Annotated in this window: 21 protein-coding genes; 10 read left to right on the plus strand and 11 right to left on the minus strand. The window is 67.5% G+C overall.

The genetic code is table 11. From position 1 onward, the window contains the following. Nucleotides 1-45: 45 nt before the first annotated feature. Nucleotides 46-1,395, minus strand: a complete 1,350-nt coding sequence (locus AB0K12_RS33030; protein WP_364570031.1) for an ATP-binding protein — start codon at nt 1,393-1,395, stop codon at nt 46-48. Between the two features lie 189 nt (nt 1,396-1,584). On the opposite strand from AB0K12_RS33030, the gene AB0K12_RS33035 reads away from it, so the two are divergent. Further along, the gene (locus AB0K12_RS33035) at nt 1,585-2,022 is read left to right on the plus strand and encodes a DNA-binding protein (protein ID WP_364570034.1); all 438 of its coding nucleotides are present in this window, start codon (nt 1,585-1,587) and stop codon (nt 2,020-2,022) included. A gap of 75 nt (nt 2,023-2,097) precedes the next feature. Then, nucleotides 2,098-3,159, plus strand: a complete 1,062-nt coding sequence (locus AB0K12_RS33040) for a glycoside hydrolase family 19 protein (RefSeq protein WP_364570038.1) — start codon at nt 2,098-2,100, stop codon at nt 3,157-3,159. Between the two features lie 42 nt (nt 3,160-3,201). Here AB0K12_RS33040 and AB0K12_RS33045 read toward each other — a convergent pair whose 3' ends face one another. The 3 genes from AB0K12_RS33045 to AB0K12_RS33055 all read right to left on the minus strand — a co-directional run bounded on the left by AB0K12_RS33045 (nt 3,202) and on the right by AB0K12_RS33055 (nt 6,048). Then, a complete protein-coding gene (locus AB0K12_RS33045) occupies nt 3,202-5,028 on the minus strand; it encodes a protein kinase (RefSeq protein WP_364570041.1) in 1,827 nt (608 codons plus the stop codon). 64 nt (nt 5,029-5,092) lie between these two features. Further along, nucleotides 5,093-5,572: a phospholipase gene (locus AB0K12_RS33050; RefSeq protein ID WP_364570043.1), complete on the minus strand. Its 480-nt coding sequence runs from the start codon at nt 5,570-5,572 to the stop codon at nt 5,093-5,095. A 95-nt stretch (nt 5,573-5,667) separates the two neighbouring features. Further along, entirely contained in the window at nt 5,668-6,048 is a 381-nt protein-coding gene (locus tag AB0K12_RS33055) for a hypothetical protein (RefSeq protein ID WP_364570046.1), read from the minus strand. A 186-nt stretch (nt 6,049-6,234) separates the two neighbouring features. Here AB0K12_RS33055 and AB0K12_RS33060 point away from each other — a divergent pair, with 186 nt between their 5' ends. Next, on the plus strand, nt 6,235-6,663 hold the full coding sequence (locus AB0K12_RS33060; protein ID WP_364570049.1) for an anthrone oxygenase family protein: 429 nt from the start codon (nt 6,235-6,237) through the stop codon (nt 6,661-6,663). 68 nt (nt 6,664-6,731) lie between these two features. Continuing rightward, nucleotides 6,732-7,202 carry a PPOX class F420-dependent oxidoreductase gene (locus AB0K12_RS33065; protein WP_364570052.1) on the plus strand — a complete coding sequence of 157 codons (471 nt, stop codon included), beginning with the start codon at nt 6,732-6,734 and terminating at the stop codon, nt 7,200-7,202. Between the two features lie 16 nt (nt 7,203-7,218). On the opposite strand, the gene AB0K12_RS33070 is transcribed toward AB0K12_RS33065, so the two are convergent. Together AB0K12_RS33070 and AB0K12_RS33075 are read right to left on the minus strand one after the other, a co-directional pair. Continuing rightward, nucleotides 7,219-8,340 carry a serine hydrolase domain-containing protein gene (locus tag AB0K12_RS33070; RefSeq protein WP_364570055.1) on the minus strand — a complete coding sequence of 374 codons (1,122 nt, stop codon included), beginning with the start codon at nt 8,338-8,340 and terminating at the stop codon, nt 7,219-7,221. 145 nt (nt 8,341-8,485) lie between these two features. After that, complete coding sequence (locus tag AB0K12_RS33075) at nt 8,486-9,208, minus strand: Clp protease N-terminal domain-containing protein (RefSeq protein ID WP_364570058.1); 723 nt, start codon at nt 9,206-9,208, stop codon at nt 8,486-8,488. Between the two features lie 63 nt (nt 9,209-9,271). Here AB0K12_RS33075 and AB0K12_RS33080 point away from each other — a divergent pair, with 63 nt between their 5' ends. Beyond that, the gene (locus tag AB0K12_RS33080) at nt 9,272-10,714 is read left to right on the plus strand and encodes a serine hydrolase domain-containing protein (protein WP_364570061.1); all 1,443 of its coding nucleotides are present in this window, start codon (nt 9,272-9,274) and stop codon (nt 10,712-10,714) included. Between the two features lie 126 nt (nt 10,715-10,840). Here AB0K12_RS33080 and AB0K12_RS33085 read toward each other — a convergent pair whose 3' ends face one another. The 4 genes from AB0K12_RS33085 to AB0K12_RS33100 all read right to left on the minus strand — a co-directional run bounded on the left by AB0K12_RS33085 (nt 10,841) and on the right by AB0K12_RS33100 (nt 16,423). Next, nucleotides 10,841-12,682: an ABC transporter ATP-binding protein gene (locus tag AB0K12_RS33085; RefSeq protein ID WP_364570064.1), complete on the minus strand. Its 1,842-nt coding sequence runs from the start codon at nt 12,680-12,682 to the stop codon at nt 10,841-10,843. Further along, complete coding sequence (locus AB0K12_RS33090) at nt 12,682-14,601, minus strand: ABC transporter ATP-binding protein (protein WP_364570067.1); 1,920 nt, start codon at nt 14,599-14,601, stop codon at nt 12,682-12,684. The genes AB0K12_RS33085 and AB0K12_RS33090 overlap by 1 nt, the downstream gene beginning before the upstream one ends. A 122-nt stretch (nt 14,602-14,723) precedes the next feature. Next, nucleotides 14,724-15,581 (minus strand): fumarylacetoacetate hydrolase family protein, encoded by an 858-nt coding sequence (locus AB0K12_RS33095; RefSeq protein ID WP_364570071.1) that lies wholly within the window; start codon nt 15,579-15,581, stop codon nt 14,724-14,726. Next, nucleotides 15,578-16,423: a dioxygenase gene (locus tag AB0K12_RS33100; RefSeq protein ID WP_364570074.1), complete on the minus strand. Its 846-nt coding sequence runs from the start codon at nt 16,421-16,423 to the stop codon at nt 15,578-15,580. The genes AB0K12_RS33095 and AB0K12_RS33100 overlap by 4 nt, the downstream gene beginning before the upstream one ends. Nucleotides 16,424-16,532: 109 nt before the next feature. Between AB0K12_RS33100 and AB0K12_RS33105 the strand changes: the two genes are divergently transcribed. Next, entirely contained in the window at nt 16,533-17,165 is a 633-nt protein-coding gene (locus tag AB0K12_RS33105; protein ID WP_364570077.1) for an FCD domain-containing protein, read from the plus strand. 119 nt (nt 17,166-17,284) lie between these two features. On the opposite strand, the gene AB0K12_RS33110 is transcribed toward AB0K12_RS33105, so the two are convergent. Further along, nucleotides 17,285-18,013, minus strand: coding sequence for a hypothetical protein (locus AB0K12_RS33110; RefSeq protein WP_364570080.1), 729 nt, complete (start codon nt 18,011-18,013; stop codon nt 17,285-17,287). A 119-nt stretch (nt 18,014-18,132) separates the two neighbouring features. Here AB0K12_RS33110 and AB0K12_RS33115 point away from each other — a divergent pair, with 119 nt between their 5' ends. The 4 genes from AB0K12_RS33115 to AB0K12_RS33130 all read left to right on the plus strand — a co-directional run bounded on the left by AB0K12_RS33115 (nt 18,133) and on the right by AB0K12_RS33130 (nt 23,545). Continuing rightward, nucleotides 18,133-19,542 (plus strand): transcriptional regulator, encoded by a 1,410-nt coding sequence (locus tag AB0K12_RS33115; RefSeq protein WP_364570083.1) that lies wholly within the window; start codon nt 18,133-18,135, stop codon nt 19,540-19,542. Further along, a complete protein-coding gene (locus tag AB0K12_RS33120; protein WP_364570086.1) occupies nt 19,542-21,374 on the plus strand; it encodes a DEAD/DEAH box helicase in 1,833 nt (610 codons plus the stop codon). Before AB0K12_RS33115 ends, AB0K12_RS33120 begins: the two co-directional genes overlap by 1 nt. Nucleotides 21,375-21,525: 151 nt before the next feature. After that, entirely contained in the window at nt 21,526-22,206 is a 681-nt protein-coding gene (locus AB0K12_RS33125; RefSeq protein ID WP_364570089.1) for a DUF3883 domain-containing protein, read from the plus strand. A gap of 784 nt (nt 22,207-22,990) precedes the next feature. Further along, complete coding sequence (locus AB0K12_RS33130; RefSeq protein ID WP_364570092.1) at nt 22,991-23,545, plus strand: hypothetical protein; 555 nt, start codon at nt 22,991-22,993, stop codon at nt 23,543-23,545. Nucleotides 23,546-23,683: the final 138 nt, after the last annotated feature.

Here is a 23,683-nt window from a genome sequence, read left to right on the forward strand (position 1 = left end):
TGAGGGCCGCCGGCGCCCTCTGCGTACGGCTGCGCGGTTTACGGGTCATTCATGACCGCCGGTTATGAGGCGAGCGACTTCGACGAACTCCTCGTGGCTGACGATGGGCGTCGCACCGTAGCGGCCGGAAAGGTACCGCTTGCCGATGGCCTCCTCCTGGCGTGGTGACAGGTCCGACAAGGGGTAAAGGCGGCTTCGGCCGTCCGCGAGCTTCTCGGTGAACCAGATCTGGTCCCGCCCCAGAGAGCGCCGACGCGTCGCGTTCCCCAGGAGCGAAGGGGCATGAGAGCTGAAGATGAGCTGCGCCCCCTTGGGGTTGGCCTCGGGGTCCTGGAACAGACCGATGATCCGCTCGGTGAGGATGGGGTGCAGACTCGACTCCAGCTCGTCGACCAGCAGCACGGTCCCCGATTGGAGAGCCTCGAAGACGGGCCCGACGATCCCCAGCCACACGAGGGTGCCCAGCGACTCCTCTGACACGTTGAAGTCGACGTCGTCGCGCGTGCCACGGTGGGTGAGCACTAAACCCAGCTCGGTGAGGTCGATGTCCGGGAATCCTTCGGCGTCGTCCTCGTGCCCGGCCAGGATCAGCATGGCGCGGCGGACTCGATCGAGCACCTTGGGGTCGGGCGGCCGGATCTTGACGTCGGCGATGCCGAGATCCGCTGCGCGGAGGAGAGCTAGGACCTGTTCCCTGCTCGAATCCTCGCGAAGGAGCTGCGCGGTGAACGCCCATCGGGCCTGCCTGCTGGAGGCCTCTGCCAGCTTCAGGTTCCGTCCGAACCAGTTGTAGAGCGGAAGGAGATCACGATGGCTGCCCGCAGCCGCGGCCGACAGAAACAGGGCGTTCGGCCTGACGATGCGCTCGATCGCCCGCCCGATCGTCCGTTTACCTGCGGGTATGTCCACCTGTTCGCCGTCTTTGCGCTCGAAGAGCAGCGCCGCGCGGCCGTGCGGATAGCGGTATGCCCATTCGTGGAGAACGCGCCGGCTGTCCAGGACGACGCCGTACTCGTGACGCACGCCGTCGAGCACGAGATCGACCTCGTATCGGGTCGGCTGCTGGGCCGCCTCGGGATCGAGCCGGAAGTTATGCCGGTGAACACCACCGGACGGGTCGGCGGACCGAAACGAGAACAGCACATGTTCCCGCAGGTCATGGAATGCCTTGAGCAGGTTCGTCTTGCCCGAGGCATTGGCGCCGAACACGCCCGCCGCGGGGAGAACCTTAAGGGGCCGGCCACCCTTGCGATGCCAGTGGACGTCCCTCGGCACGCCCTCCTCGGCTTGAGCCGTCGCTTCCAGCGAAAAATCCAACTCGTCATAGAACGAGTAGATGTTCGCTGCCCGGAACGCCAGAAGCATCGAGCGTCGATCTGCTTCGCCGTCCATCATGAGAGCGATTATTGCTGGAAACCTGCAACTACACAATCGAGATTGACCAGATCCACAATGACAGTGTCTCTTGTAGCCCTGCACAAACAGCAGCAAGAGCCGCGAAGGTGGCAAAACGTCCGCCGCTTTGAACGGGTTGTTCAAAACGGTATGTTGACAAGTATCGGTTGCTTCCGCCACAGTGATCCCATGCAGAACTCCCAGCAGTCCGACCCCTTCACCGCGCCGCACCCCGAGCAGGCGCGGGCCGAACGGGTGCACGCGTCCCTTTTTCGGATCGCCGAGCGGCATGCCGCCACCGACGAGCAGCGGCTTCGGCAGGTTCATCCGTCGATGCTCGGGCCTCATGAGGCTGTCAGGCTGGTGACGTTCCTGCTCAGTGGGGCCGCCTCGGTCGATGACGGGGAGCCTGCCGTGGATCAGGCGGACATCACCGCCGCGCTGAGCCTTGTTCCGCTGGTGCGGAGTGAGATGGATGCGCTGGAGGCCGGATTGCTGGAGATGGCGCGGGGGCGGGGGATGACGTGGCAGGAGATCGCGTTCGGGCTGGGGCTCGGCACCGCGCAGGCGGCCCGGCAGCGGTACGAGCGCCTCGCCGATCGGACGGCCACCGAGGAGGCGCCCTGACTTTGGGCCTTGCGCAGGGGCAGGTCTTCCGTTAATCCTTAGGAAACTTTCCTAAGAGATTGAGGGAGTGGTCACGTGCGTAGACTCCTGGCCCACCTGGCGGCGTTATGCCTGGCCGCGGGCGTGCTCGCGGTGCTCGTGCCGAGTGCGGCGAACGCCGCCGCCTGCGCCGGCGCCTGGAGCTCCTCGGCGGTCTACACCGGCGGGGCGACGGCGTCCTACAACGGGCGCAACTGGAGGGCTCAGTGGTGGACCCAGGGCGAGACGCCGGGCAGCGCCGCCGTCTGGGCCGACCAGGGCACCTGCACCGGCGGCAGCGGCGGCGAAACGTCCTGCAGCTACCCGAACTGGGTGGCGGGACAGTGGTACGCCGTGGGCAGCATCGTCCGCTACACCGACGGCAACCACTACATCGCCGTCCACGAGAACCCCGGCTACGACCCGGTGATCAGCCACTGGTACTGGGACCCGTACACCTGCAACGGCGGCGGCCCCACCGACCCGCCGCCCGACCCGTCCGGGTTCGTGGTGAGCCAGGCGCAGTTCGACCAGATGTTCCCGGGCCGGAACTCCTTCTACACCTACAGCGGCCTCGTCGCGGCCCTGAGCGCGTACCCCGCCTTCGCCAAGACCGGCAGCGACACCGTCAGGAAGCAGGAGGCGGCGGCCTTCCTCGCGAACGTCGGCCACGAGACCGGCGGCCTCGTCCACATCGTGGAGCAGAACACCGCGAACTACTCCCACTATTGCGACCCCGGCCAGTCGTTCGGCTGCCCGGCCGGCCAGTCCGCCTACTACGGCCGCGGCCCCATGCAGCTGAGCTGGAACTACAACTACAAGGCCGCCGGTGACGCGCTCGGCCTGCCCCTGCTCACCAACCCGTGGCTGGTGCAGCAGGACGCCTCCGTCGCCTGGAAGACGGCCATCTGGTACTGGATGACCCAGAACGGCCCCGGCACCATGACCGCCCACAACGCGATCGTCAACGGCCGCGGCTTCGGGGAGACCATCCGGAGCATCAACGGCCGCGTGGAGTGCAACGGCGGCAACCCGGCCCAGGTCCAGAGCCGGATCAACAGCTACCAGCGCTTCACCCAGATCCTCGGTGTCTCGCCGGGCGGCAACCTCTCCTGCTGACCCCTTCGTCTCCGACGGCCCGTCCCTCTGGTGGCGGGCCGTTCAGGGTTTGGTGATCGCGCCGGACTCCTGCCATTTGGCGTACTTGGTGGTGAAGACCGATTCGTACGTGCCGTTCACGCCCATCGGCACCTTCCACGCCAGCTCGAACCTCGCAGGGCGGTTCTGGGAGCCGAGGGTCAGCTCGTACGTGAGGAAGGACTTGTCGTCGTCCGGCACCTGGCCGCCCAGCCAGGAGGCGAGCAGGGTCCGCAGCCGGCCGGCGACCGTGGTGGTGGGCAGGCCACCCGAGTAGGTGCGGCCCTTGGCCTGGAAGGTCGTGCTGTTCTGGACGACGTCCCTGATGACGGACGGTCCCGCGGTGCCCGCGACCAGCAGGGCGAACCACGGCTTGTCGGCCGTCTTCTGCTCCAGGGTCAGGGCTCGGGCGCCCGGCCGGTCCACGTACAGCTCGTCGTCCGCGATGACGTAGTCCGCGGCTCCTGAGCCGTCGGCGGGATTGACGTGCATGGTGAAGGCGTCGGAGTCGGAGGCGTCGTCGTGGTGCAGGCGGCCGGAGGCCACGGCGGTGGCGGCGCTCTGGGTGAAGCCGCCCTCGTACGAGAAGGACGCGGCGGGGGTCGCGCTGAGCGCGAGGTCGAGGGCGGCGGCCAGGTCGGCCTGGGTACGGGGCGCGGGTGCCGACGTGGGGCCGGCCGGTTCGGTCGCCGGGGTGGCGCCCCGCCCGGTGGTGCCGGTCGGCTCCTGCTCGCTGGGCTCGGTGGCGTTCGGTCGTTGCCCGGTGGTCTCGGTCGCGCTCGGTCCTTGGGCGGTGGTCGCGCCAGGGAGGGTGTTCAGCAGGATCACGCCCGTGAGCACGGCGGCCGTCGCGACGGCGGCGACCGGCACGACCTTGACGCGACGCCGGGGCGACACGGTCGCCGGCTGCCCTGAGGGCCCGGAGGCGCCGCCGGGCCGGGCGGTCGCGGCAGGCGGCCAGGATGTCGCGCCGCTCGTCCGGGACGGCCAGGTGCGCTTGACCCGGTCGGTGATGTCGGCGACCGCGTCCACCGGGGCGACCGGCTGCCCGCGCCACGCGGTGGCGACCGCCGCGAGCACCTCGCCCATCGCCGGCCGCTGCTCGGGCGCCTTCGACAGGGCTCGATCGGCCAAGGCTCTGAGCGCGGGCGGTAAGGCGGCGGTGTCCACCGGGTTCCGCAGCACGCGCAGCGCGAGCACCTCGGGCCGCTCGCTCCCGTACGGCTGCCGCCCCGTAGCCGCGTACACGACGACCAGCGCCCAGCCGTACACGTCGGCGGCAGGACCGGTCGGGCCGCCCGCGTACTCCTCGGGGCTCACCCACCCCGGCGAGCCCACCACGTGGCCGGTCGCCGTCAGGGCGGTGCCGTCGAGGGCGCGGGCGATGCCGAAGTCCACCAGCCGGGGCCCGTCCGGCGACAGCATCAGGTTGGACGGCTTCAGGTCACGGTGCACGACCCCGGCCGCGTGCACGGCGGTCAGCGCCTCGGCGAGCCCGGCGGCCAGGCCGTACAGCTCGTCGCCGCGCAGCGGGCCGTGCTCGGCGACGTGCTCGGTCAGGGTCCGGCCCGCGATGTACTCGGTGGCCAGCCAGGGCTGCGCCGCGTCGGCGCCGTCGGCCAGGATGCGTACGCAGTAGGCGCCCCGCACCCGGCGCAGCATCGCGACCTCACGCCGGAACCGCGCCCTGAACTCCTGGTCGGCGGCGTGCGAGTCGTGGATGAGCTTCACGGCCGCGCGCAGACCGGCCGCGTCCACGCCGGCGTACACGACCCCCATCCCGCCGGCGCCGAGCCGCCCCACGATCCGGTACGGTCCCACCTGCTCCGGGTCGCGCGTCGGGCCTGGCACCGCTTCCCCCTCCGCCCGCGACGACGATGATCGCGAGCAGACTATCGCCCGGAGTTCCCCGGTATCAGGCGAACTCGTCGAGCCTGTCCCCCGGCACCAGCGCGCCGAGCCGCCGCACCGCCTGGTAGTACGACCAGGCGAGCCGCTCGCACACCCTCCTGCGCGCCCCTTCGTGACCGGCGCACACCTGGCGCAGGTCGTGCAGGAAGGCGTCGTCCACGTGCGCCTTGTTCTCCGTGAACCGGCTGACCGCCTTGTAGTTGCGGTAGCCGAAGTCGTGCCGCGTGCAGGGCATCCTGAAGTCGAAGCCGAGCGGCTTGTCGGGGCTGGCCGAGCACTGGTCGGTGGTCCAGTCGAAGGCGTACGCGGCCCACGAGCCCCGGTCGGACCAGGCGTCCCGCCAGGCTGCTGAGCTGGCGTCGGTGGGCTGGGTGAACGCGGCGAGCGTGGCCAGCTTCTGCTCCAGCGTCACGGCGTGCGCCGGAGCCGGATGCGTGAGAACGGCGGTGGTCAGGGCGAGGGCGGCGAAGGATCGTCCGAGCATGAGAGCCTGCCTGTCGGGCCGGAACCTGTCCAGGCAAGCCTCGCCCGATCACCCGTCACGACGCGGGGAGACACGCGTGGGGCCTCCCCCAAGTTTTAGTAGATGCGGTACTTCTTGCCGCAGTTGTCGAACTTCCCGGCCCAGCAGGTGAACGTGTAGACCTTCTCGATCCCGTGCCCGCTCCACGTGCCGACGACCTTGCCGTCCCACGCCTTGTTGAACTTGGTCCAGTGGCCGTTCTGGTACACCTCGAACCAGACCCAGCCCTTCTTCCCGCCCCGCTTGTCCACCCCGTACCACTTCGTGAACACCTTGCCACCCGACTTCCACGTCTTGCCGAACGTGTACGCCTTGTGGTCACTGGAGAACACCTTCCCCCACGACGTCCCCGCCGAAGCCTGAGCCGGCGCGGTCATCGCCAGACCGGTGACAGCCATCGAACCGGCAAGAGCAGCGATCGCCAGAGTCTTACGCATTTCGGGTTCCTCCCCGTCGTCGGTGTGATCCGTTGACAGGGACATTACGGAGCCCCACGCGGATCAACTGTGGACGAATGCACACAGCGAACGTGATGACCGTCACAGCCCTCGTGAGACGTTCTCTTATGCGTATGAGCGGAACGACCATGGCCCGTCTCACCTCGCTGCCGTCACCATGAAGGCATGATGGTTCTGGCTCTCATCACCCTCCTGCTGCACGGCGCCCTCACGGGCCTGTTCTACGCCTTCTCCATGTCCGTCATGCCGGGCCTGAACGCCATCGACCCCGCCCAGGCCGAGGCGGCGATGCGCGGTATCAACCGGAAGATCCTCAACCCGTGGCTGTACATCGTCTTCATGGGCTCGCCGCTGGCCGCGCTGGCGGCCGGGATCGTCGGCGGCTCGCCGTGGTTCTACGCCGCGGCGGCGGTCAACGCGGTCGGGTCGTTCCTCGTCACGGTGGCGATCAACGTACCGATGAACAACGCCCTGGACGCCGGCACCATGTCCTACCAGGAGTACGCGCCGCGCTGGACCCGCTGGAACACGATCAGGAACGTGGCATGCGCGGCGAGCCTCGTCCTGGCCGGCGTCGGACTGACCACCCTGTGAAGATCGCTCCCGGGCGGGTGGCAGGATCGGGCTTGTTGCACTGACTGCGTGATGAGAGGCATCTGCAGATGGCACCGAGCATCGCCACCGCCCGCCGCGTCGAGCTCCCCGAGCTGCTCGACTTCCTCCGTCCCCGCCACCACGGCCTGCTCTCCACCACCCGCGCCGACGGCCGCCCGCAGCTGTCGCCGGTCTCGTGCGGCGTGGACGAGTCAGGCCGGATCGTGGTGTCCACCTATCCCGACCGCGCCAAGGCCGTGAACGCCCGGCGCGACCCCCGCGTGTCGATGTGCGTGCTGTCCGACGACTGGAACGGCCCTTACGTGCAGGTCGACGGGCAGGCCGAGGTGCTCGACATGCCGGCGGCGCTGGAGCCGCTGGTCGAGTACTACCGGTGCATCGCCGGCGAGCACCCCGACTGGGACGAATACCGCGAGGCCATGCGCCGCCAGGACAAGTCGCTGATCCGCATCACCATCGACCGCTGGGGGCCCATCGCGACGGGCGGCTTCCCCGCCCGCCTCGTGGACAACGACTGACCGGCTCAGGACCGGGTCAGGACCGCGCGCACAGGGCCGCCTCCAGGGCGGCCTCGACGTGCTGCTGGGCGGGCGCGGTCGTCGGCAGGTGGGTGACCGCGATGGCGGCGGCGCGGCCGTCCTCGGTGGCGGCGTTCGCCGTGTAGAAGCCGGGGATCGCCCCGCCGTGACCCCAAGCCGTGCCCCCGCAGGACAGCTTGACGGCGCTGATGCCGAGCCCGTACCGGCCGCCGGGGCCCAGCTCAGGCGCCTTGACGGTGGTGCGCATCTGCTTGAGCTGCGCGGGCTTGAGCAGCTTGCCGTCGAGGAGCGCGGTGAAGAAGCGGTTGAGGTCGCTCGGCGTCGAGATCATCTGGCCGGCGGTCCAGGCGCCGGACGGCTCATAGGTGGACACGTCGGTCATCGGCTTGGCCGGGTCGTCGCGGTGGTAGCCGGTCGGGTGCGGGTCGCGGATGCCCTGGTCGCCGACGTTCGGGAAGTACGTGTGCTGGAGGCCCAGCTTCTTCACGGTCCGCTTCTCGATCTCCTCGGCGGCCGGACGGCCGGTGACCTTCTCGATGATCAGGCCGGCGACGAGGAAGTTGGTGTTCGTGTACGACCACTTCGTGCCGGGCGCGAACTGGGCCTTCTTCTTCAGCGCCATGTCCAGCAGGTCGCGGGGCTGGAAGTAGATGTGCTGGTACGGCAGCGCGCCCTTCGCCAGGAAGTCGGTGTACTCGGGCAGGCCGCTGGTGTGCTGGAGCAGCTGCCGTACGGTGATGCGGCGGCCGTCGACGCCCTTGCCGCGCAGCAGGCCCGGCAGGTACTTCTCGACCGGGCCGTCCAGCCTGACCTTGCCCTCCCCGGCCAGCTGCAGGATCGTCACCGCCGTGAAGGTCTTGGTGTTGCTGCCGATGCGGACGTACCCGTCGGCGGGCGGCTCGCCCTTGCCTGCCGTGTAGTCGGTCATCTCGCCGTCCTTGTCCTGGATGGTGGCGATGGCGGCGGGGAACTTGTCCTTGGTGACCAGGCCGTCGAGGACGTCCTGGAAAGACGCCTTGGGGGCGGCGGCGTGGGCGGCGGTCACGGCGGGGCCGGCCAGGACGGCGAGGGCGAGGGCGGAGGCGCCGGTCCAGCGGAGGGTGCGTCGAGTGATCATGCTGGAAACGCTACTGAGCGCTGTCAGGCCGTCGCGATCCCGTAGACGGGCCAGCACAAGGTAGCGCTAGCTGTACCGCCCCTCTCGTCATCCCCCGCACAAACCCACACCCGCCCGGTGCGTTGCGGCTGGGTCTTGTACGTCGCTAGCTTTCCCGGGCGCGCAGGATCGCCTCCAGCGCCGCCCGTACGGCGGCGCGTGTCGGTTCGAGCATGACCCCGCGCTCGCGCAGCAGGCCGATCGACTTCTCGCGCAGGAGGCCGAGCAGCATGTGCTCGGTGCCGACGTAGTTGTGCCGCAGCTCGGCCGTCTCGACCAGCGCGGCCTGGAGGGCGCGGCGGGCGTCGGCGCCGATGGGGAGCGTCGCGGGAGACCCTGGCCCCTCGGCGAGCTGCTGTTCCAGGTCGGCCCTGAGCGCGGCGGGGTCCGCGCCCTGGGCGGCGATCGCCCGTACGGCCAGCGTCTGGGGATCGTCGAGGATGCCGAGCAGCAGGTGATCGACCCCGACGGCGGTGGCCCCTCGCCGGCGGGCGTGGGCCTCTGCCCGTTCCAGGGTCTGCTTGGCGCGGCCGGTGTAGCGGTCGAACGCGCCCGAGTGCGCGAGGTCGGCCATGGTCAGGCTGGACCAGCGGCGACCATACCGCTGCTGGGCGGCCTGGCGGCTGATGCCGAGGTGGTCGCCGATGTCGGACCACGAGCAGCCCTCGGCCCTGGCCAGCTCGACGAGGTAGCCGAGCAACCGGTCGCCGACCCCCTCCAGTTCGGACAGCACGCCTTCGGCGACGGTGAGGCGGCTCAAGGGGTCGGTGCCCTCACTGCGCTCTTCGACGATCGACAGCAGGACGGTGAGGTCGGGTAGCTCGGGCACTCTCCCATTATGCTGTCAACGTAATCCTTGACAGTTTTGAGGCGTCAAGGCAATCGTTGACGCATGGACATCAAGAAGCTGGCGGAGGCGCTGGACGTCCTCACGCCGGAGATCCTCGGCCACTGCGGCGCCCCCGGCCTCTCACTCACCGTCGGCGTGGGCACGGAGGTGGCGCTGACCAGGGCGTACGGCCTGGCGGACGTCGCCACCGGCCGCCCCATGACTCCCGGCACGGTCGGCCCCACGGGCTCCGACTGCAAGGCGTACACCGCCGTCGCCGCCCTCCAGCTCGTCGAACGCGGCGCGATCGGCCTGGACGACCCGCTGGACGAGCACGTACGCAACCCGCTCGGGGAACGTTCCATCACCTTGCGAGACCTGCTGACCCACCGCAGCGGCCTCGGCACGAACATGGGCAACTGGGACCACGTCCCACCCCCGCCGCTGGCCGACCACCTCCGCAGGGTGCTGACGGAGGCCCGATCGGACGCGTACGGAGGCACCCTGCTCCCCTTCTGGGCCGCGCCCGTCGGCGAGCGCTACACGTACAGCAACATCGGCATCGCCCTGGTCGGCCACCTGGTCGAGCTGCTCAACCCCGACGGCGTGACGTTCTCGGAGTGGGTGGCGCGACACGTGTTCGCCCCGCTGGGGATGACCTCGACCGTCTTCCCACCCGCCCAGCACCCCGACCATGTGCCCGCCGAACTGCTGGCCCGCCGCTCCACCGGCTACGCCACCCTGCCGGGCCTGCGCCTCACGCTGCCGCCCCTCTACCCCGGCGACTGGCCCGCCGGGTCGGCGCTGACCACGCCGTCCGACCACACCCGCTTCATCCTGGCCCTCCTGAACGGCGGCGAGCTGGACTCAGGCTCGATCCTCACCCCGGAGAGCGCCAAGCAGATGCTCACCGCCCAGGCATCCGGCGGCACCCTGATGGGTCCCAGCACGGACGCCTCGGTGGGCTTCGTCTTCAACGTCTTCGACAGCGGCGAGCACCCCTACATCGGCCACGGCGGCGAGTACCTGTGGGGCTGGAACCACTTCACGAGAGGCTGGACCAAGGACCGCGTGGCGCTGGTCATCTCCACCAACCAGTACGACCTCGGCGATCTCGGCCTCTCCGACCGCCCCAGCCACGCCGCCGCCCGCCTGGTCGCGGAAATCGTCACGGCCTGGGTCCACGGCACCGACCCCCGCCCCCGCCGCACCCCGGTATCAGGCCGCAGCCACCTCGCGGGCCTCCTGGTAGGAGACCGCCTCACCACCCGCCTCGGCATAGCCGCCCCACCCAGCACGGAGTCGATCACTCGGATGGCAGCGGAAGCCGAGGCCGCCGCCGGCTGGGACCCGGAGGCGTTCGCCGAGGGAGTCCGCCAGATCCGCCTGACAGACAACCCCCTCCTCGACAACGCGATGACCATCCGCCGGCAACTCCCCGACCACGAGGCCGAACTCCTCAAAAGGCAACTCGGCGTCCCCAACCTGGGCGTCCAGGCCCGCTAGCAGGCGACCTCATAACCCACCCGCCACCACAGACCCGTCGCCGCCTCCCCCGGTACCGGCCATCCCGGCACTGCCTGCCTGGAGGCACCAACCCGCCGCCAGGCGGAGCCGGTCATGCCGAGCCGGTCATGCCGAGCCGGTCAATTGGCCCTCGCTGACCGGGACGAAGCCCGTGCCGGCGCGGTAGTTCGGGGACTGGTGGCGGAAGTAGGTGTTGTAGACCTGGCAGTAGCGGCCCTCGCGCGCCAGCAGCGAGGCGTGGTCGCCTTCCTCCACGATCCGCCCGTGGTCGAGCACGATGATGCGATCGATGTGCTCGATGGTGGACAGCCGGTGGGCGATGACGATGGAGGTGCGGCCGGCGAGCACCACGTCGAGACCCTCCTGGATCTGCGCCTCGGTCAGCGGATCGACGCTGGCCGTGGCCTCGTCGAGCACGACGATGGCCGGGTCCTGGATGAGCAGCCGGGCCAGGGCGACGAGCTGACGCTGCCCCATGGACAGCGCCCGCCCGTGCTCGCCGACGTCGGTGCGCAGCCCGTCGGGCAGCGCCTCGATCCAGTCGCCGTCGCCCACGGCCGAGGCGGCGGCCAGCACCTCCTCATCGGTGGCGTCGGGCCGCGGGTAGCGGATGTTGTCGGCGACGGTGCCGCTGAACAGGAACGGCGCCTGCGGCACCGCGCCGATCTGCCGCCGGTAGGAGCCGAGGTCGAGCGTACGGATGTCGTGCCCGTCGATCAGCAGCTTCCCGTCCTGGAACTCGTAGAACCGGGTGATGAGCTTGCTGAGCGTGGACTTGCCGGCCCCGGTGTGCCCGACGAGGGCCACGCTCTCGCCTGCCTCGATGGTCAGGTCGAAGTCGCGCAGTACGGGGTGCGCGGGGTCGTACCCGAACGTCACGCCCTGGAACTCGATGCGCCCGGCCAGCCGCCCGACCGGCTGCGCGTCCGTCTGCACGACCCGGGGCGGCGCGTCGATCAGCGCGAACACCCGTTCCGACGCCGACAACCCCTGCTGGAACTGCGACCAGAACGCCGCGATGGACGTGAGCGGCATCCAGAAGAGCGCGACCCCCTGGAGGAACAGGTACCAGTCACCGGCGGACAACCCTCGGCTGAGCACCGCCGAGCCGCCGAGCTGGACGAGCGCGACGGTCGCCAGCCCCGCCACCAGGAACAGCACCGGGAAGATGCCCGAGAAGACGAACCCCTGCCGCAACGTCACCTGGTAGCTCTGCCGGTTGATCGGCCGGAACTCGTCGTAGACCTGCTGTTCCTGGCGGAAGTTCTTCGCGACGGCGATGCCGCCCATGGTCTCCTGCAGGTTGGCGTTGACCCGGCTGAGCGAGCGCTGCGCCTGGCGGGTGCTGGCCCGCGCGAGCCGCCTGAACAGCAGCGCCAGCCCCACCACCACGGGCACGACCAGCAACGTCAGCAGCGCCAGCTCGACACTGCGCAGGAACAGCAGCGCCGTCACGATGCCGACCATCAGCACCTGGCTGATCAGGTCCATCGTCAGGGTGGAGACGGTGGCGAAGTCGTCGGTGTCGGAGGTGACCCGGCTGACGATGCGCCCCGACGGCGTCTCGTCGTAGAAGGACATGTCACGCTCGAGAACCGCGTCGAAGGCGTCTTCGCGCAGCTTGAGCACCACGTCGCCGGTGACGCGCGAGCTGAACGACTGGCGTACGAAGTTGAACACCCACCCGAGCGCCCCCGCCGCCAGCAGCCCCAGCACGAACATCCACCCGACCCGCCCGATCGAGCCGTCGGCGATGGCGTCGACGACGTGGCTGGTCAACAGCGGCACGAACGCCTGGCTGGTGGACGACAGCACGATCATCACCGCGACCAGCACCATCGACCCGAGCTTGGGCCGGAAGTAGGCCAGGATGCGGCGCAACAGGTCACGATCGTTGTAGGTGCGGTCGTAGTCCTCGGCGTCGAGGCCGTCCATGATGAACCCCATCAGCGCACACCCCCCTGCTCCTGCGCGAGCGCCTGCGCCCCGCCACCGGACACGCCATCCCCGGACGCGCCACCCCCAGACGCGCCACCCCCGGACGCGCCACCCCCGACCCCGTCACCCTCGCGCGTGGCGTCGCCTGGCCCGGCGTAGTCGGTCTCGTCGTAATGGGCGAAGATGCGGCGATAGAGGCGGCTGCGCGCGATCAGCTCGTCGTGGGTCCCGCAGTCGACCAGCTCGCCCCGCCGCAACAGCACGACCTTGTCGGCCCAGCGGATCTGCGAGAGCCGATGGGTGATCAGCAACGTCGTACGCCCTTCGAGCACCCGCCCGATCGCCTGCTGGATCTTGTCCTCGGTGGCGGAGTCGATGGCACTGGTGGAGTCGTCGAGGATGAGGATCGCCGGGTCGGTCAGCAACGCCCGCGCGATGGCCAGCCGCTGCCGCTGCCCACCCGACAGGGTGACCCCACGCTCACCGATCACCGTGTCGTAGCCATCCTCCAGCTCGCTGACGAACTCGGCGGCCTGCGCGTCCTCAGCCGCCCTGATCACGGCCTCCCGATCGGCCCGCTGCCCCATGCTGAACGCGATGTTCTCGGCCACGGACCGCGAGAACAGCACGATGTCCTGCTCGATGGTGGAGATCTGGGACCGCAGCGAGTCGAGATCCCAGGCGCGTACGTCAACGCCGTCGACCAGGATGCGCCCGGACGTGACGTCGTAGATGCGCGGCACCAGCTTGGTCAGCGTGCTCTTGCCCGACCCGGTCTCCCCCACGATCGCCACCGTCTCGCCGGGCTTGACGGTGAAGCTGACCCCGCGCAGCGCCGGCTCCCCGTCGTCGTAGCCGAACGTGACGTCCTCGAAGACGATCTCGCCGGAGATGCGGCCGGCATGCCCGTCGGCGGGCTGGTGCAGCTCGGTCTCGGCGGTGATGATGCCGAGGATGCGCCGGGAGGACGCGATGCCGATCTGCACCAGCGAAAAGGTGAAGATCGACATCTGGGTGGGAAAGCTCAGCATGACCATCAGCCCCATGAACGCCACCAGGTCGCCAACGGTGATCGCACCCATGCCCTGGAGATAGAGCCCATGCCACAGGGCCCCGGCGAGCGCGCAGGCGAACAGCAACGTCGGCAGGTAGCGAGCCTGGACGAGCCCGTTGCGTACGAAAAGATCCCGGTAGCGGCGCGCGTTGGCACGGAACCGTACGCGTTCCTGCCCCTCCTGCGCCATCACCTTGATCACCTCGATGCCGCGCACCGCCTGGTTGAGCCCGGCGTTGACCTCGCCGAACTGCTCCCGCATCTGCGTCGCGACCGGGTTGAGCTGGCGCATGTAGTGCCAGAGCGCGAACACGAAGATCACCCCGAACACCCCGGGCACCAGCAGCAGTCGAGGGTCGATGGCGGCGATGAAGAACAGCGGCACCAGCCCCTGCAGCCCGGAGTCGACGATCAGATCGACCCCGGGCGAGATCATGAAGGACAGCTGCCTGATGTCGTTGGCGGCGCGGGCCATCAGGTCGCCGACCCGCTGCCGGTTGTGGAAGGTCTGGCTCTTGCCGAGCAGGCTGGCGTAGAGCTCGTCGCGCGCGTCGCGTTCGAGCCGCTTGGCCAGCATTTCGCTGGACATGCGGGCCACCAGGTCGAACAGCCCGCGCGCGACCACGATGGCGAGCAGCGCCACCACGATCAGCCCCAGCGTGCGGGCCGCACCGCCACCACCGCCCAGCACGGCGTCGAACGCGGCTCCGGTGAGCTGCGGGACGGCGGAGTTGAGCACGATCATCACGAGCGAGCCGCCGAGGAACCCGGCGAGCTGCACCGGATGTCGGCGCAGGTGGGACCAGAGCCAGCGCACCGGCCCGCGCCGGTCGAAGCGCGGACCGGTCACGACGAACTCGGAGCTGGTGGTCACGGACATGGTCTCCCCGGCCGGTGGTGAGCGTACGCGGACCTGATGTGTATCACCGGGGTCCGACAGTTTCCCACCGGTTAAACGGCCGCCGCGCGCCCGGCCTCGCACACCGGGCGCGGGGGTTAGGGAAGGGTGGCCGTGATGGGGGTACGAAGCACGCCGAGCCGGTCGATCTCGACCTCCACCACGTCACCGGGCTGCAGCAACCACGGCGGGGTGCGCACGTAGCCGACGCCGTCGGGAGTGCCGGTGGCGATGACGTCGCCGGGGTTGAGCGTGAGCGTGCGGCTGATCAGCGACAGCACCTCGCCGACGCCGAAGATCATGTCGCGGGTGTTGCCGTCCTGGACAAGACTCCCGTTCACCCTGGTACGCACCCGCAGCCCGTCCCGCAGATCCCCCACCTCGTCGGCGGTCACGATCGGCCCCAGGGGGCCGCTGCGGTCGGCGTTCTTGCCCAAGGTCCACTGGCTGGTGAGCTTCTGGGCGCGGCGCGCGGTCAGGTCGTTGAAGGTGGAGTAGCCGAGCACGGCCTTCAGCGCGGTCGTGGGGTCGGCGTCGCGCACCGGCTCCGCGACGTACGCCGCCACCTCCCCCTCCCAGTCCAGCCCCGCCTCACCGGCCGGCACCGCGACCGGCACCCCGCCCACGCTCAGCGACGCCGTCCACCGCCCGAACAACGTCGGATGCTCGGGCACCTCAAAGGAACCCTCGGCCGCGTGCGCCCGGTAGTTCAATCCCACGCAGATCACCCGCGCGGACGGCGGCACCGGCGGCACGAACGTCACGGCCTCCGTGGACAGCGTCACGTTGCCGTCGGCCAGCCGCAGCCCCTCCCTGATGCCCGCCACCTTGGCGACCAGGCTGCGGGCGTCGGCCCAGAACTCGTTCACCTCGGCGAGCAGCGTCACCGTGTCGCCGTCGAGCCGCGCGACCCGTACGACGTCGTCCCCGCGCACGCGGACCCCGACGAGCCTCACTGCCCCTCCTTCCAGTCCAGTGGGACCAGCTTGATGTCGAACGTGATCTCCTCGTCGCCGTCCGCACGCCGCACCGGCTCGCGCACCAGCGCGTCCTTCACCGCGTACGCCGCGTCCGAGCCCAGATAGGGGTCGCCGGCGAGGAAGACGTGCGTGGTCAACGGCCGGTATCCGGGGGCGGTGACCCGGTAATGGAAGTGCGCGGGCCGCATGGGATGCCGCCCGACCGCCCGCAGCAGCCGCCCGGCGGTGCCGTCAGTGGGCACGGGGTAACTGCTCGGCCGGATCGTACGGAACCAGTAGCGCCCATCCGTGTCCGTGGTGAACAGGCCGCGCAGGTTGCCGAGGTCCTGGCTGTCGTCCTGGGTGTCGTACAGGCCGGTGTCGTTGGCCTGCCACACGTCCACCACGGCGCCAGGCAGCGGCATGCCGTCGCAGTCGAGCACCCGCCCCTGCACCACGGTCGGCGTCCCGCGCTCCCGCTCAGGCCCCGCGCTGATCCACGCGCCAAGCTCCCGCTCGGGGGCGGGCGAGTGGAACGGCCCCTCCACCGAGGACGGCGTCATGCCCTCGGGACCCTCGTTGTTCACGTCGTCCACGGCGCTGGTCAGACCGAGCATGTCGGACAGCAGGATGAACTCGTTCCGATGCGGCGTGCACATCTGCCCGGTCTCTATGAGGAAGTCGAGCCCCGCGATCCACTCGCGCTCGGTGGGCCGCACCTCCTCGACGAAGGCGTGCAGGTGCTTGACGAGCGCGGAGACCACCTCGTTGACCCGGGGATCGGGCCCGTCGATCTGGCTCAGGACCTGTCGCAGCAGCGGGGTCACATCGTCCTCCAAAGGGTTGACCGGAGCGTAGCGCCGCCGCGCTCAATTGACCAGAATGGTTCGGGTGTTTTCCGGTTCACCTCCGACCCGCGCCGAGTCCCTCGCCACCGACATCGAGTCCATGATCGACGCCCGCGGCCTCGGCCCCGGCGACCTGATCGGCACCATGGACGACTTCCGCGACCTGTCGGGCTACGGCCGCGCCACGATCAGCGAGGCGGCCCGGCTGCTCAGCGACCGCGGCACGGTGGAGATCCGCCCGGGCCGCAACGGCGGCCTCTTCGTCGCCGCCCCCAACCCAATAGTCCGCCTCCGCCATACCTTGCTCTCGGTACGCACGATGCCGACGACAGTGGCTGACGCAATCGCGGTACGCGACTCATTGGAGCCCTTGATCGCGCTGGACGCCGCCCGCCACCGCACCAAGCAGGACATCACCGCCCTACGCAAACTCCTCACGGCACTGAAGCGCGCGACGTCCAACAGAGACCGCTTCATCCGCGCAAACCTGGCCCTGCACGAACGCATAGCCGACATAACCCCAAACCACCTGGCCAAAGCCGTCTACCTGACGATGACCCACTGCATCTCAGACCTGTCCGCCCACGCCACCCCCGACTCCACCACGGACTCGACTAGCTACCTGCGCCACCGCGTTGATGTCCACACAGAGTTGGTGGAGGCGATCGCAGCCGGCGACGTGAACCGCACCGCCACGGCAGTCGGACGCCACCAAGCGCCTCGTGAAGCTTGACCCCTGATCGCAGGGGGTCCTTGCCAGCATCCATGCAAGAGAGCTTGGTCCCCTTACGATGATCTGCTCCAGAGGACGCCCCCGCACCGCCTTGTCCGCTATGCGAATTTCCGGAGCGATCAACCCGATCGCTGAACAGAGCCGTTCGGCTGCTGTTGCCCTTCCTCCAGAGCAGCAAGCACCGCTCGCTTCGCTTCTTCAGGCAGCCGCCGATAAGAGGCCCACGCTCGTTCTAAGGGCGTTGAGCCGCGACGTCCCCGCTGCATCCATCGGCTGAGTCGCCGCAGCTCATGCGATTCGAGGGCCTTGATATTCGCGAGAACTTCGTCAGCACGAACCGGGTCTCCGCTTCGCCCCGCACGACAGCGTTTACATTGAGTAGCGAGGAGTATCTCCTCACTGCCATCTGGCAGGACTACTTCTACGCGCACGACGGAGAGCACTGCCGTCTGATTTGAGTCCTCGAGGTAGGGCTCACCGCCAGAGATCCCACAGACGGTGCACAAGTAGTCGTCACGTTGCAGAACAGCCTGCTTGTCCTTGGCCGATATCGCCTTGTTAGGCGCGGCCGCTCGGCGGGCGGCAGGGTCCCAAACAGGCACGCCAGCCTTGACGAAGCGCTGATCCTCGGCGGTGAGCGTGGCGTCCTCGGTGTTGGTGAGGATGACCCAGCCGTAGTCGCGAAGATCGCGTACACGGCGGTCCACCTGCGAAACGCCCGGGAAGGCTTGGCGGACGTGCTCCTTAGTGAAGGTGTTGCCCTCACCAACCACTTGCACAAGCCACAGCGCGGACTTCACCATAGTCCCAGCCTTGTACTGCGGATCGTTCCAGGCGGGAAGCGTCATGTGTCCTGCTCCGTCTTCTCCGGGTGGGGATGCGACCTCTGGATCAATTCGGGGTCTCGTAAACGCTCTCTATCATGATGCCTGGAGTGCTTGCTATTAGGGTCCTTGGAGGCGACGGCATGGCTGTGAAGTTCGGTGTTCCCCCTGAGGGCGAGAGGATCCGCTCCTTGGTGGAGGAACGTCTCAAGCAAGCCATGTCGGAGAACGGGGCCAAGATTACGGTCGACTGGCGCGGTGAGCAGAAACACCTGTACGTGATCTCGATGCCCGTCGACATGCTGTACTTCAACCCCGACACCCACCGCATCCGTGCCCAGAGGACCCTGGATCCGCAGCGGAACCAAATCTTGGAGCAGACGCCGTGGAGCGAGCCCGCACAGGCGTATCTCCATGATCTCCTTCGCCAGAAGGCCTCCGACCCCAACCAGACGGATCCCGACTATACGGCGCTCATGGAAGAGCTTGATGACTTCGGGCAACGAGAGCCGGGAATCATCAGCCCTGACGGCATCATCGTCGACGGGAACACCCGCTGCGCGGCCCTGCGGGACCTAGGCACCAAGGACATCCGCGTCGGCGTGCTTCCCGCCGACACCTCCCGTCGTGACATCAACAATGTCGAACTCGCCCTCCAGCTACGGCGGGACAAGCGCCGGGACTACTCCTACATCAACCGCCTCATTGCCATCGAGGAGGAACTGGCCAGCGGGCGGCGCGAAGAGGACGTGGCCCGCGACTTCAACATCAAGGTGAAGACCCTCCGTCAGGACCGCTGGGTCTACCAGATGATCAACGAGGCCATCGAGCGCAGCAAAACCAGCGACGGCGCACAGCTGCGGCTCATCGACTTCGAAGAGCACCAGGAGAAGCTTCGAGAGCTCCAGCGAGACTTCGCGAAGAAGGCCGAGACTGATCCAGAGGCTGCTGAACAGCTCAAAGAGGCCAGGCTCGCGATGGTCGTGCTCAACTATCCCAAGACCTCGCTACGACTTGCGGAGGCAGACTTCCACAGCAGATACCTGAATGAGCGCCTGCCCGACGAGCTCCGCCCCCAGGTGCAGGCACCTGGAACAGTCAATATCCCCGGCCTTCCTGGCGTTTCGCTGCCCGACGCTGCTGTGTCTGTGAAAGCAGCTCAAGCCCTTACTGACCAGCTACTTAAGGCGAAGGCAGCCAGCGTGGCTGGCGACAAGGTGGAGGCGGAGTCGCAAGCAGAAGCAGGCCGGCTCATCACATCCGCCCGTAAGACGTTCGACGTAGCAGTGAAGCTAGCCGGCCAGAACGCCCAGCTGGAGAAGCGCAAGATCGCTGTTCAGGAGCGCCTCACCGATGCAGCGGATTACGTCAAGCAATGTGCGGCGGAGTTCGCTGAAGCCAAGGCGAAGCGCGTCCTGGACGAGGACGCTTTCGACGACGCTCTGCTAGAGCTGCGGGAGAGCCTTGCGAGGCTTGCGAGACAAGCCAGCCGGACCTTCACCTCGCCCGGCGACGGAGTTGAGTGGCTGCTGGCCGCGACGCGGGAAGACTGATGCCGGGCACCGTCTCGAAGGCCAGTCTGGAAATCGGTTTCGGCGATGGGGTTGCTAGGGCACGCCTACGCGCCGGCAGCGACCACGAGGAAGACCTCAAACGCCTGGCACTCAAGTTCCGCAGTGGTGTCCTTCGCATGTCGGGCGAGCTCGAGGTTGATGTCGAAGACCTTCTCGTGAACCTGGTCGCGCTGGCGTCCTGGCCTGAACCTGCCACTGTCGTCTGGGACCCGCAGCTGGCAGCCTTGGCCACCGGCTCTGCCGCGGACGCGCAAGCCATGAGCGAGAGGCTTGACGGAGGCAAGCCTTCAACCGAAGTAACTCCAGCCGATGTTCCGCAGTTGCTGGGAACGTCGTGGACGGGTGATCTCACCGAGTTCCAGCTACGGGACATCGCGCGCCTGCTCTCGCTGCGGCACGGCGCGAACTTCTCGGTACCTGGGGCCGGCAAGACCCGCGTCGGCTTGGGCGTCTTTCAAGCTCTGCGCCGCAACGGGGTCGAACGCCTCCTAGTGGTAGGGCCCAAATCCTGCTACGAGTCGTGGCTCTTCGAGAACAAGCAGTGCCTCGTTGATCCGTTGCGTATGGAGGTCTACGGCAAAGACAACGACCCCTCCGCCGACGCACTGATCGTCAACTACGAACGGCTACGGTTCGACGGCGTGGCGAACGATCTCGGCTACTGGCTGTCCGCCCGTCCGTCCATGCTCCTGCTCGACGAAGCGCACAGAATGAAGCTGGGGGCCGACGGTGCGTATGGCGCGGCTTGCTTGGCCCTGGGGCCACGAGCCAAGCACCGGCTCATCCTTACTGGCACGCCCGCGCCCAATGGCCCGAAGGATTTGGAGAACCTCTTCGCCTTCGTATGGCCTGGGCATGGGCGGCAAAAAGTCATCCAAGCGGTTGGAGACGGCGATCTCGCGAAGGCCAGCCAGGTGCTGCGCCCGCTCTTCACCAGAACGACCAAGAGGGAGCTGGGCCTTCCCCCGGTGACGACCACCTTGCGTGTCGTCCCCATGCCGCCTCTGCACAAGGAGATCTATGACGCCTTGCGAGGTCGCTTCTCGGCCCGAGCCGCCGGCGCAGAGGCGGACTTCCTGACGCTAGGAAGAATCGTCGTCTACATGCTCATGGCCGCGACCAGTCCCGCCTTGCTGTCCGTGGGGACGACCCGTTATGAGCCGCTCGCGTACCGAGTGCCGCCGCTGTCGGTGCCTGACACGTCACCGCTTTCAGCCCTCATGCGCGACCTGCCAAGCTACGAGATGTCCCCCAAGTATCAGGAAACCCTGGCGATCGTCGCGGCCAATGCTGAGCGCGGCCGGAAGACCCTGGTGTGGTCCACGTTCATACGAAGTCTCAACACGCTGAACCGCATCCTTGGCGAGTTCCAGCCGGCCATGGTGCATGGCGGCACAGAGGACCGAGACTCTGAGCTGTCTCGATTCAGGAACGACCCCAACTGCATGGTGCTGCTCTCCAACCCCGCCACTCTTGGGGAGGGCATCAGCCTGCACCACGATTGTCATGACGCTGTCTACGTCGACCGGGACTTCGCGGCTGGCCGGTTCCTCCAAAGCCTCGACCGCATCCACCGCCTGGGGTTGCCTCCGGACACCGAAACAAGAGTCACCGTACTGGCGTCCGAAGGCACCATTGACGAACTCGTTGAACAACGCTTGGCCGACAAACTGCTGTTCATGGGCAGCATCCTCGATGATCCAACCGTCCGGGAACTCGCGGATCTGTACGAGGAGCCTGCCATCGGAGGGGGCCTCGACCAGCGCGACTTGCAGATTCTGATGGGTCACCTTCGTGCCCCCGCCGCCTGAACCCATCCTGCGCGCCGCTGTCCGGTGGCTTGAGAGATTGCCGGCCATCGGACAGCGACGTTGCCGCGCCCTCTTGACAACTCACCCCGATTTCAGCGACCTGACGCCCACTCAGTACGACGCAGCGTACGGGTGGCTCAGAGAGGAGGGCTTGCTCGAAGACGTACAGACGCCAGGCAGCATCGCTGAGCGAGTCTTCGAAGCGACACTGAAAAGCCTTCCCTGGTTTCAGGACGCGGACGTCCTCGTGCAGAGCCCAGGCGAACTACCGGACGACGCGCTGCGAGCCTCAGAGGTCATCGGACTGAGCACCTCTGAGGCTTTCAGACAGGTCCACGCTCTGTGGGGCAAGGTTGATCTCGCTCAGCGAGCCAGGATCGGAGCAGCAGGCGAAACCGCGCTGGTCGAACTACTTAGGAAATCGACCAACGCGCACGTTGAACAAGTGTCCCAGCATTCCGATGCCTACGGATACGATATTGATGTCAGAACTAGCGACGATTTCCGCCTGCACCTCGAAGTCAAAGCATCGCTACGTCGGCACCGCCTCGTTATATTCCTATCCCGCCATGAATATGAGACGATGCTCAATGATCGAGCATGGCAGCTCGTAGCAGTCCGCCTGGCTGCGGATTTCAAAGCTGAAGCAGTGTGCTCAATTCCCACTTCATGGATCAAGGAGAACGCACCCCATGACCATGGATTGAGCGGACGATGGGATTCCTGTCGGCTCACCATTCCGTCGGACCAAGTTCAGAGCGGCATCCCTCGCTTGCTACCACTGCTCAATGGCTATGATTCGCCCATGCTCGACGGCAGCACCGATTGGTGAGAGCGGTAGCAACAAGCACGAGACCCCGGCAGCACCAGAGGCTCGCCAGTGGCAGACAATAGTATGTCACAGATCAAATATGCAACAGCAGAGCGCCAAGGGTGCCGTGCAACTTGCGTGTAATTGCGCCGCCTTGCACGCCCCTGGCCGCCGGTCAGGCGACGGCCTCTTCAACGGCACCACCGATAGGCCCCAAACGATGCCCTGGCGTGTCGCCGCGCTCCGGCGACTGAGAGAATCCCTGCTCATCGGCTTCTATCTCAGCGCGCACAGAGAAATGCCTGATCAGCGACCTGAGGCTGCCCTCCCGGAGCTAGCGAGCCGACTTGCTTGAGAGGGTCGGCTTCGTGGCCGACAGCAAACATGCGCCGGTCCCGGACAAAGTGCAAGAAAATGCAACCAGACAACGCGCAGGACTCGCCTCCGGGCGCCATTGGCCTATGGCATGATTTTCCCGAAGTGTCGGCCGTTCACCCTTAAGGGGCCTGCCATGCCCATTGGCACCACCGCGGATTCGCTTCCTGAGACAGCCCGGCTAATCCGCGACGCGATCGCTGATCGTGGACACCGTCCGTGCAGTATCGCTAAGCAATCGGCTTCTACAGCCCGGGACTTTGTCGGCATCGACCCCAGCTTGAAGGCTTGCTCGGTCCACGAATCGCAAATCAGTCGGTGGCAGAGCGGCTCAACTAGAAGGCCCGGGCGCCCTGGGTTGATTGTCTTGATGTTGACTCTTCTTCGCCTAGACGATCCCCGATATTCAAGCTGGTCCGACGAAAAGCGCATGGAGGTTTACAACGAGGCGGCCGCCTTCGCCACGAAGGTTTTGAGGGCAGCGACGAGAAGCCGGCCTTGGAAAAATGAAAACGATTCAAGTGACTTCACCGGGGCGCGCCGGGAACACACGATCGAGCTGCTCGGTGAGGAGTATGGCATGCGATTGCTCCGGGAGGCGAGCGAGACGCAGACTAGCGACGCGCCGGCCAAGCTCGCACTTCTGCATCATCTCCACGGCAACGTGGATGACGTCCGTTTCTGGACCTCCGTGGCTGCAGTTGCAAATCTTGACTATGCTCCACCAGCGTCCATCCAGGAGGCTTTGGAAGAGGCGCGAAAATACGCTCTCGGATATCAGCGCGCGCAAGACTTTGCGGCGGCCCGTATCTACCTATCTCTAGCAGCAGATAAGGAGGACGCACTAGCCGCGTTCCGACTCGGCATCATGGCCGAATCCGAGGCAGATACAACGGAAGCGATAGCGTGGTATAAGAAAGCCGCCGCTTTCGGGCACCCCGACGGCGACCAGTGTGCGTATCGCCTCTGGCGGACGCTGCACTGACGGCCACCGAGTCGGTTATGTATTGCCTGCGAAGCCTGCCCAGCTTTCACGAGAGCCAGTTCGACATACCGTTTCAGGCGCCTGGTGAGCAGGGCCGTTACGACATGGAGCGGCAGCCTCTACCCACATGCGGTACAG

This window comes from Nonomuraea sp. NPDC049419 (assembly GCF_040676995.1).
GTDB classification, from domain to species: domain Bacteria; phylum Actinomycetota; class Actinomycetes; order Streptosporangiales; family Streptosporangiaceae; genus Nonomuraea; species Nonomuraea salmonea.

Excerpts from the sequence above, each read along its gene's own strand:
- AB0K12_RS33030 (WP_364570031.1), bottom strand. The coding sequence starts at position 1,395 with ATGATGGACGGCGAAGCAGATCGACGCTCGATGCTTCTGGCGTTCCGG.
- AB0K12_RS33035 (WP_364570034.1), top strand. The coding sequence starts at position 1,585 with ATGCAGAACTCCCAGCAGTCCGACCCCTTCACCGCGCCGCACCCCGAG.
- AB0K12_RS33050 (WP_364570043.1), bottom strand. The coding sequence starts at position 5,572 with ATGCTCGGACGATCCTTCGCCGCCCTCGCCCTGACCACCGCCGTTCTC.
- AB0K12_RS33055 (WP_364570046.1), bottom strand. The coding sequence starts at position 6,048 with ATGCGTAAGACTCTGGCGATCGCTGCTCTTGCCGGTTCGATGGCTGTC.
- AB0K12_RS33060 (WP_364570049.1), top strand. The coding sequence starts at position 6,235 with ATGATGGTTCTGGCTCTCATCACCCTCCTGCTGCACGGCGCCCTCACG.
- AB0K12_RS33065 (WP_364570052.1), top strand. The coding sequence starts at position 6,732 with ATGGCACCGAGCATCGCCACCGCCCGCCGCGTCGAGCTCCCCGAGCTG.
- AB0K12_RS33070 (WP_364570055.1), bottom strand. The coding sequence starts at position 8,340 with ATGATCACTCGACGCACCCTCCGCTGGACCGGCGCCTCCGCCCTCGCC.
- AB0K12_RS33080 (WP_364570061.1), top strand. The coding sequence starts at position 9,272 with ATGGACATCAAGAAGCTGGCGGAGGCGCTGGACGTCCTCACGCCGGAG.
- AB0K12_RS33085 (WP_364570064.1), bottom strand. The coding sequence starts at position 12,682 with ATGGGGTTCATCATGGACGGCCTCGACGCCGAGGACTACGACCGCACC.
- AB0K12_RS33105 (WP_364570077.1), top strand. The coding sequence starts at position 16,533 with ATGATCGACGCCCGCGGCCTCGGCCCCGGCGACCTGATCGGCACCATG.
- AB0K12_RS33110 (WP_364570080.1), bottom strand. The coding sequence starts at position 18,013 with ATGACGCTTCCCGCCTGGAACGATCCGCAGTACAAGGCTGGGACTATG.
- AB0K12_RS33115 (WP_364570083.1), top strand. The coding sequence starts at position 18,133 with ATGGCTGTGAAGTTCGGTGTTCCCCCTGAGGGCGAGAGGATCCGCTCC.
- AB0K12_RS33120 (WP_364570086.1), top strand. The coding sequence starts at position 19,542 with ATGCCGGGCACCGTCTCGAAGGCCAGTCTGGAAATCGGTTTCGGCGAT.
- AB0K12_RS33130 (WP_364570092.1), top strand. The coding sequence starts at position 22,991 with ATGGAGGTTTACAACGAGGCGGCCGCCTTCGCCACGAAGGTTTTGAGG.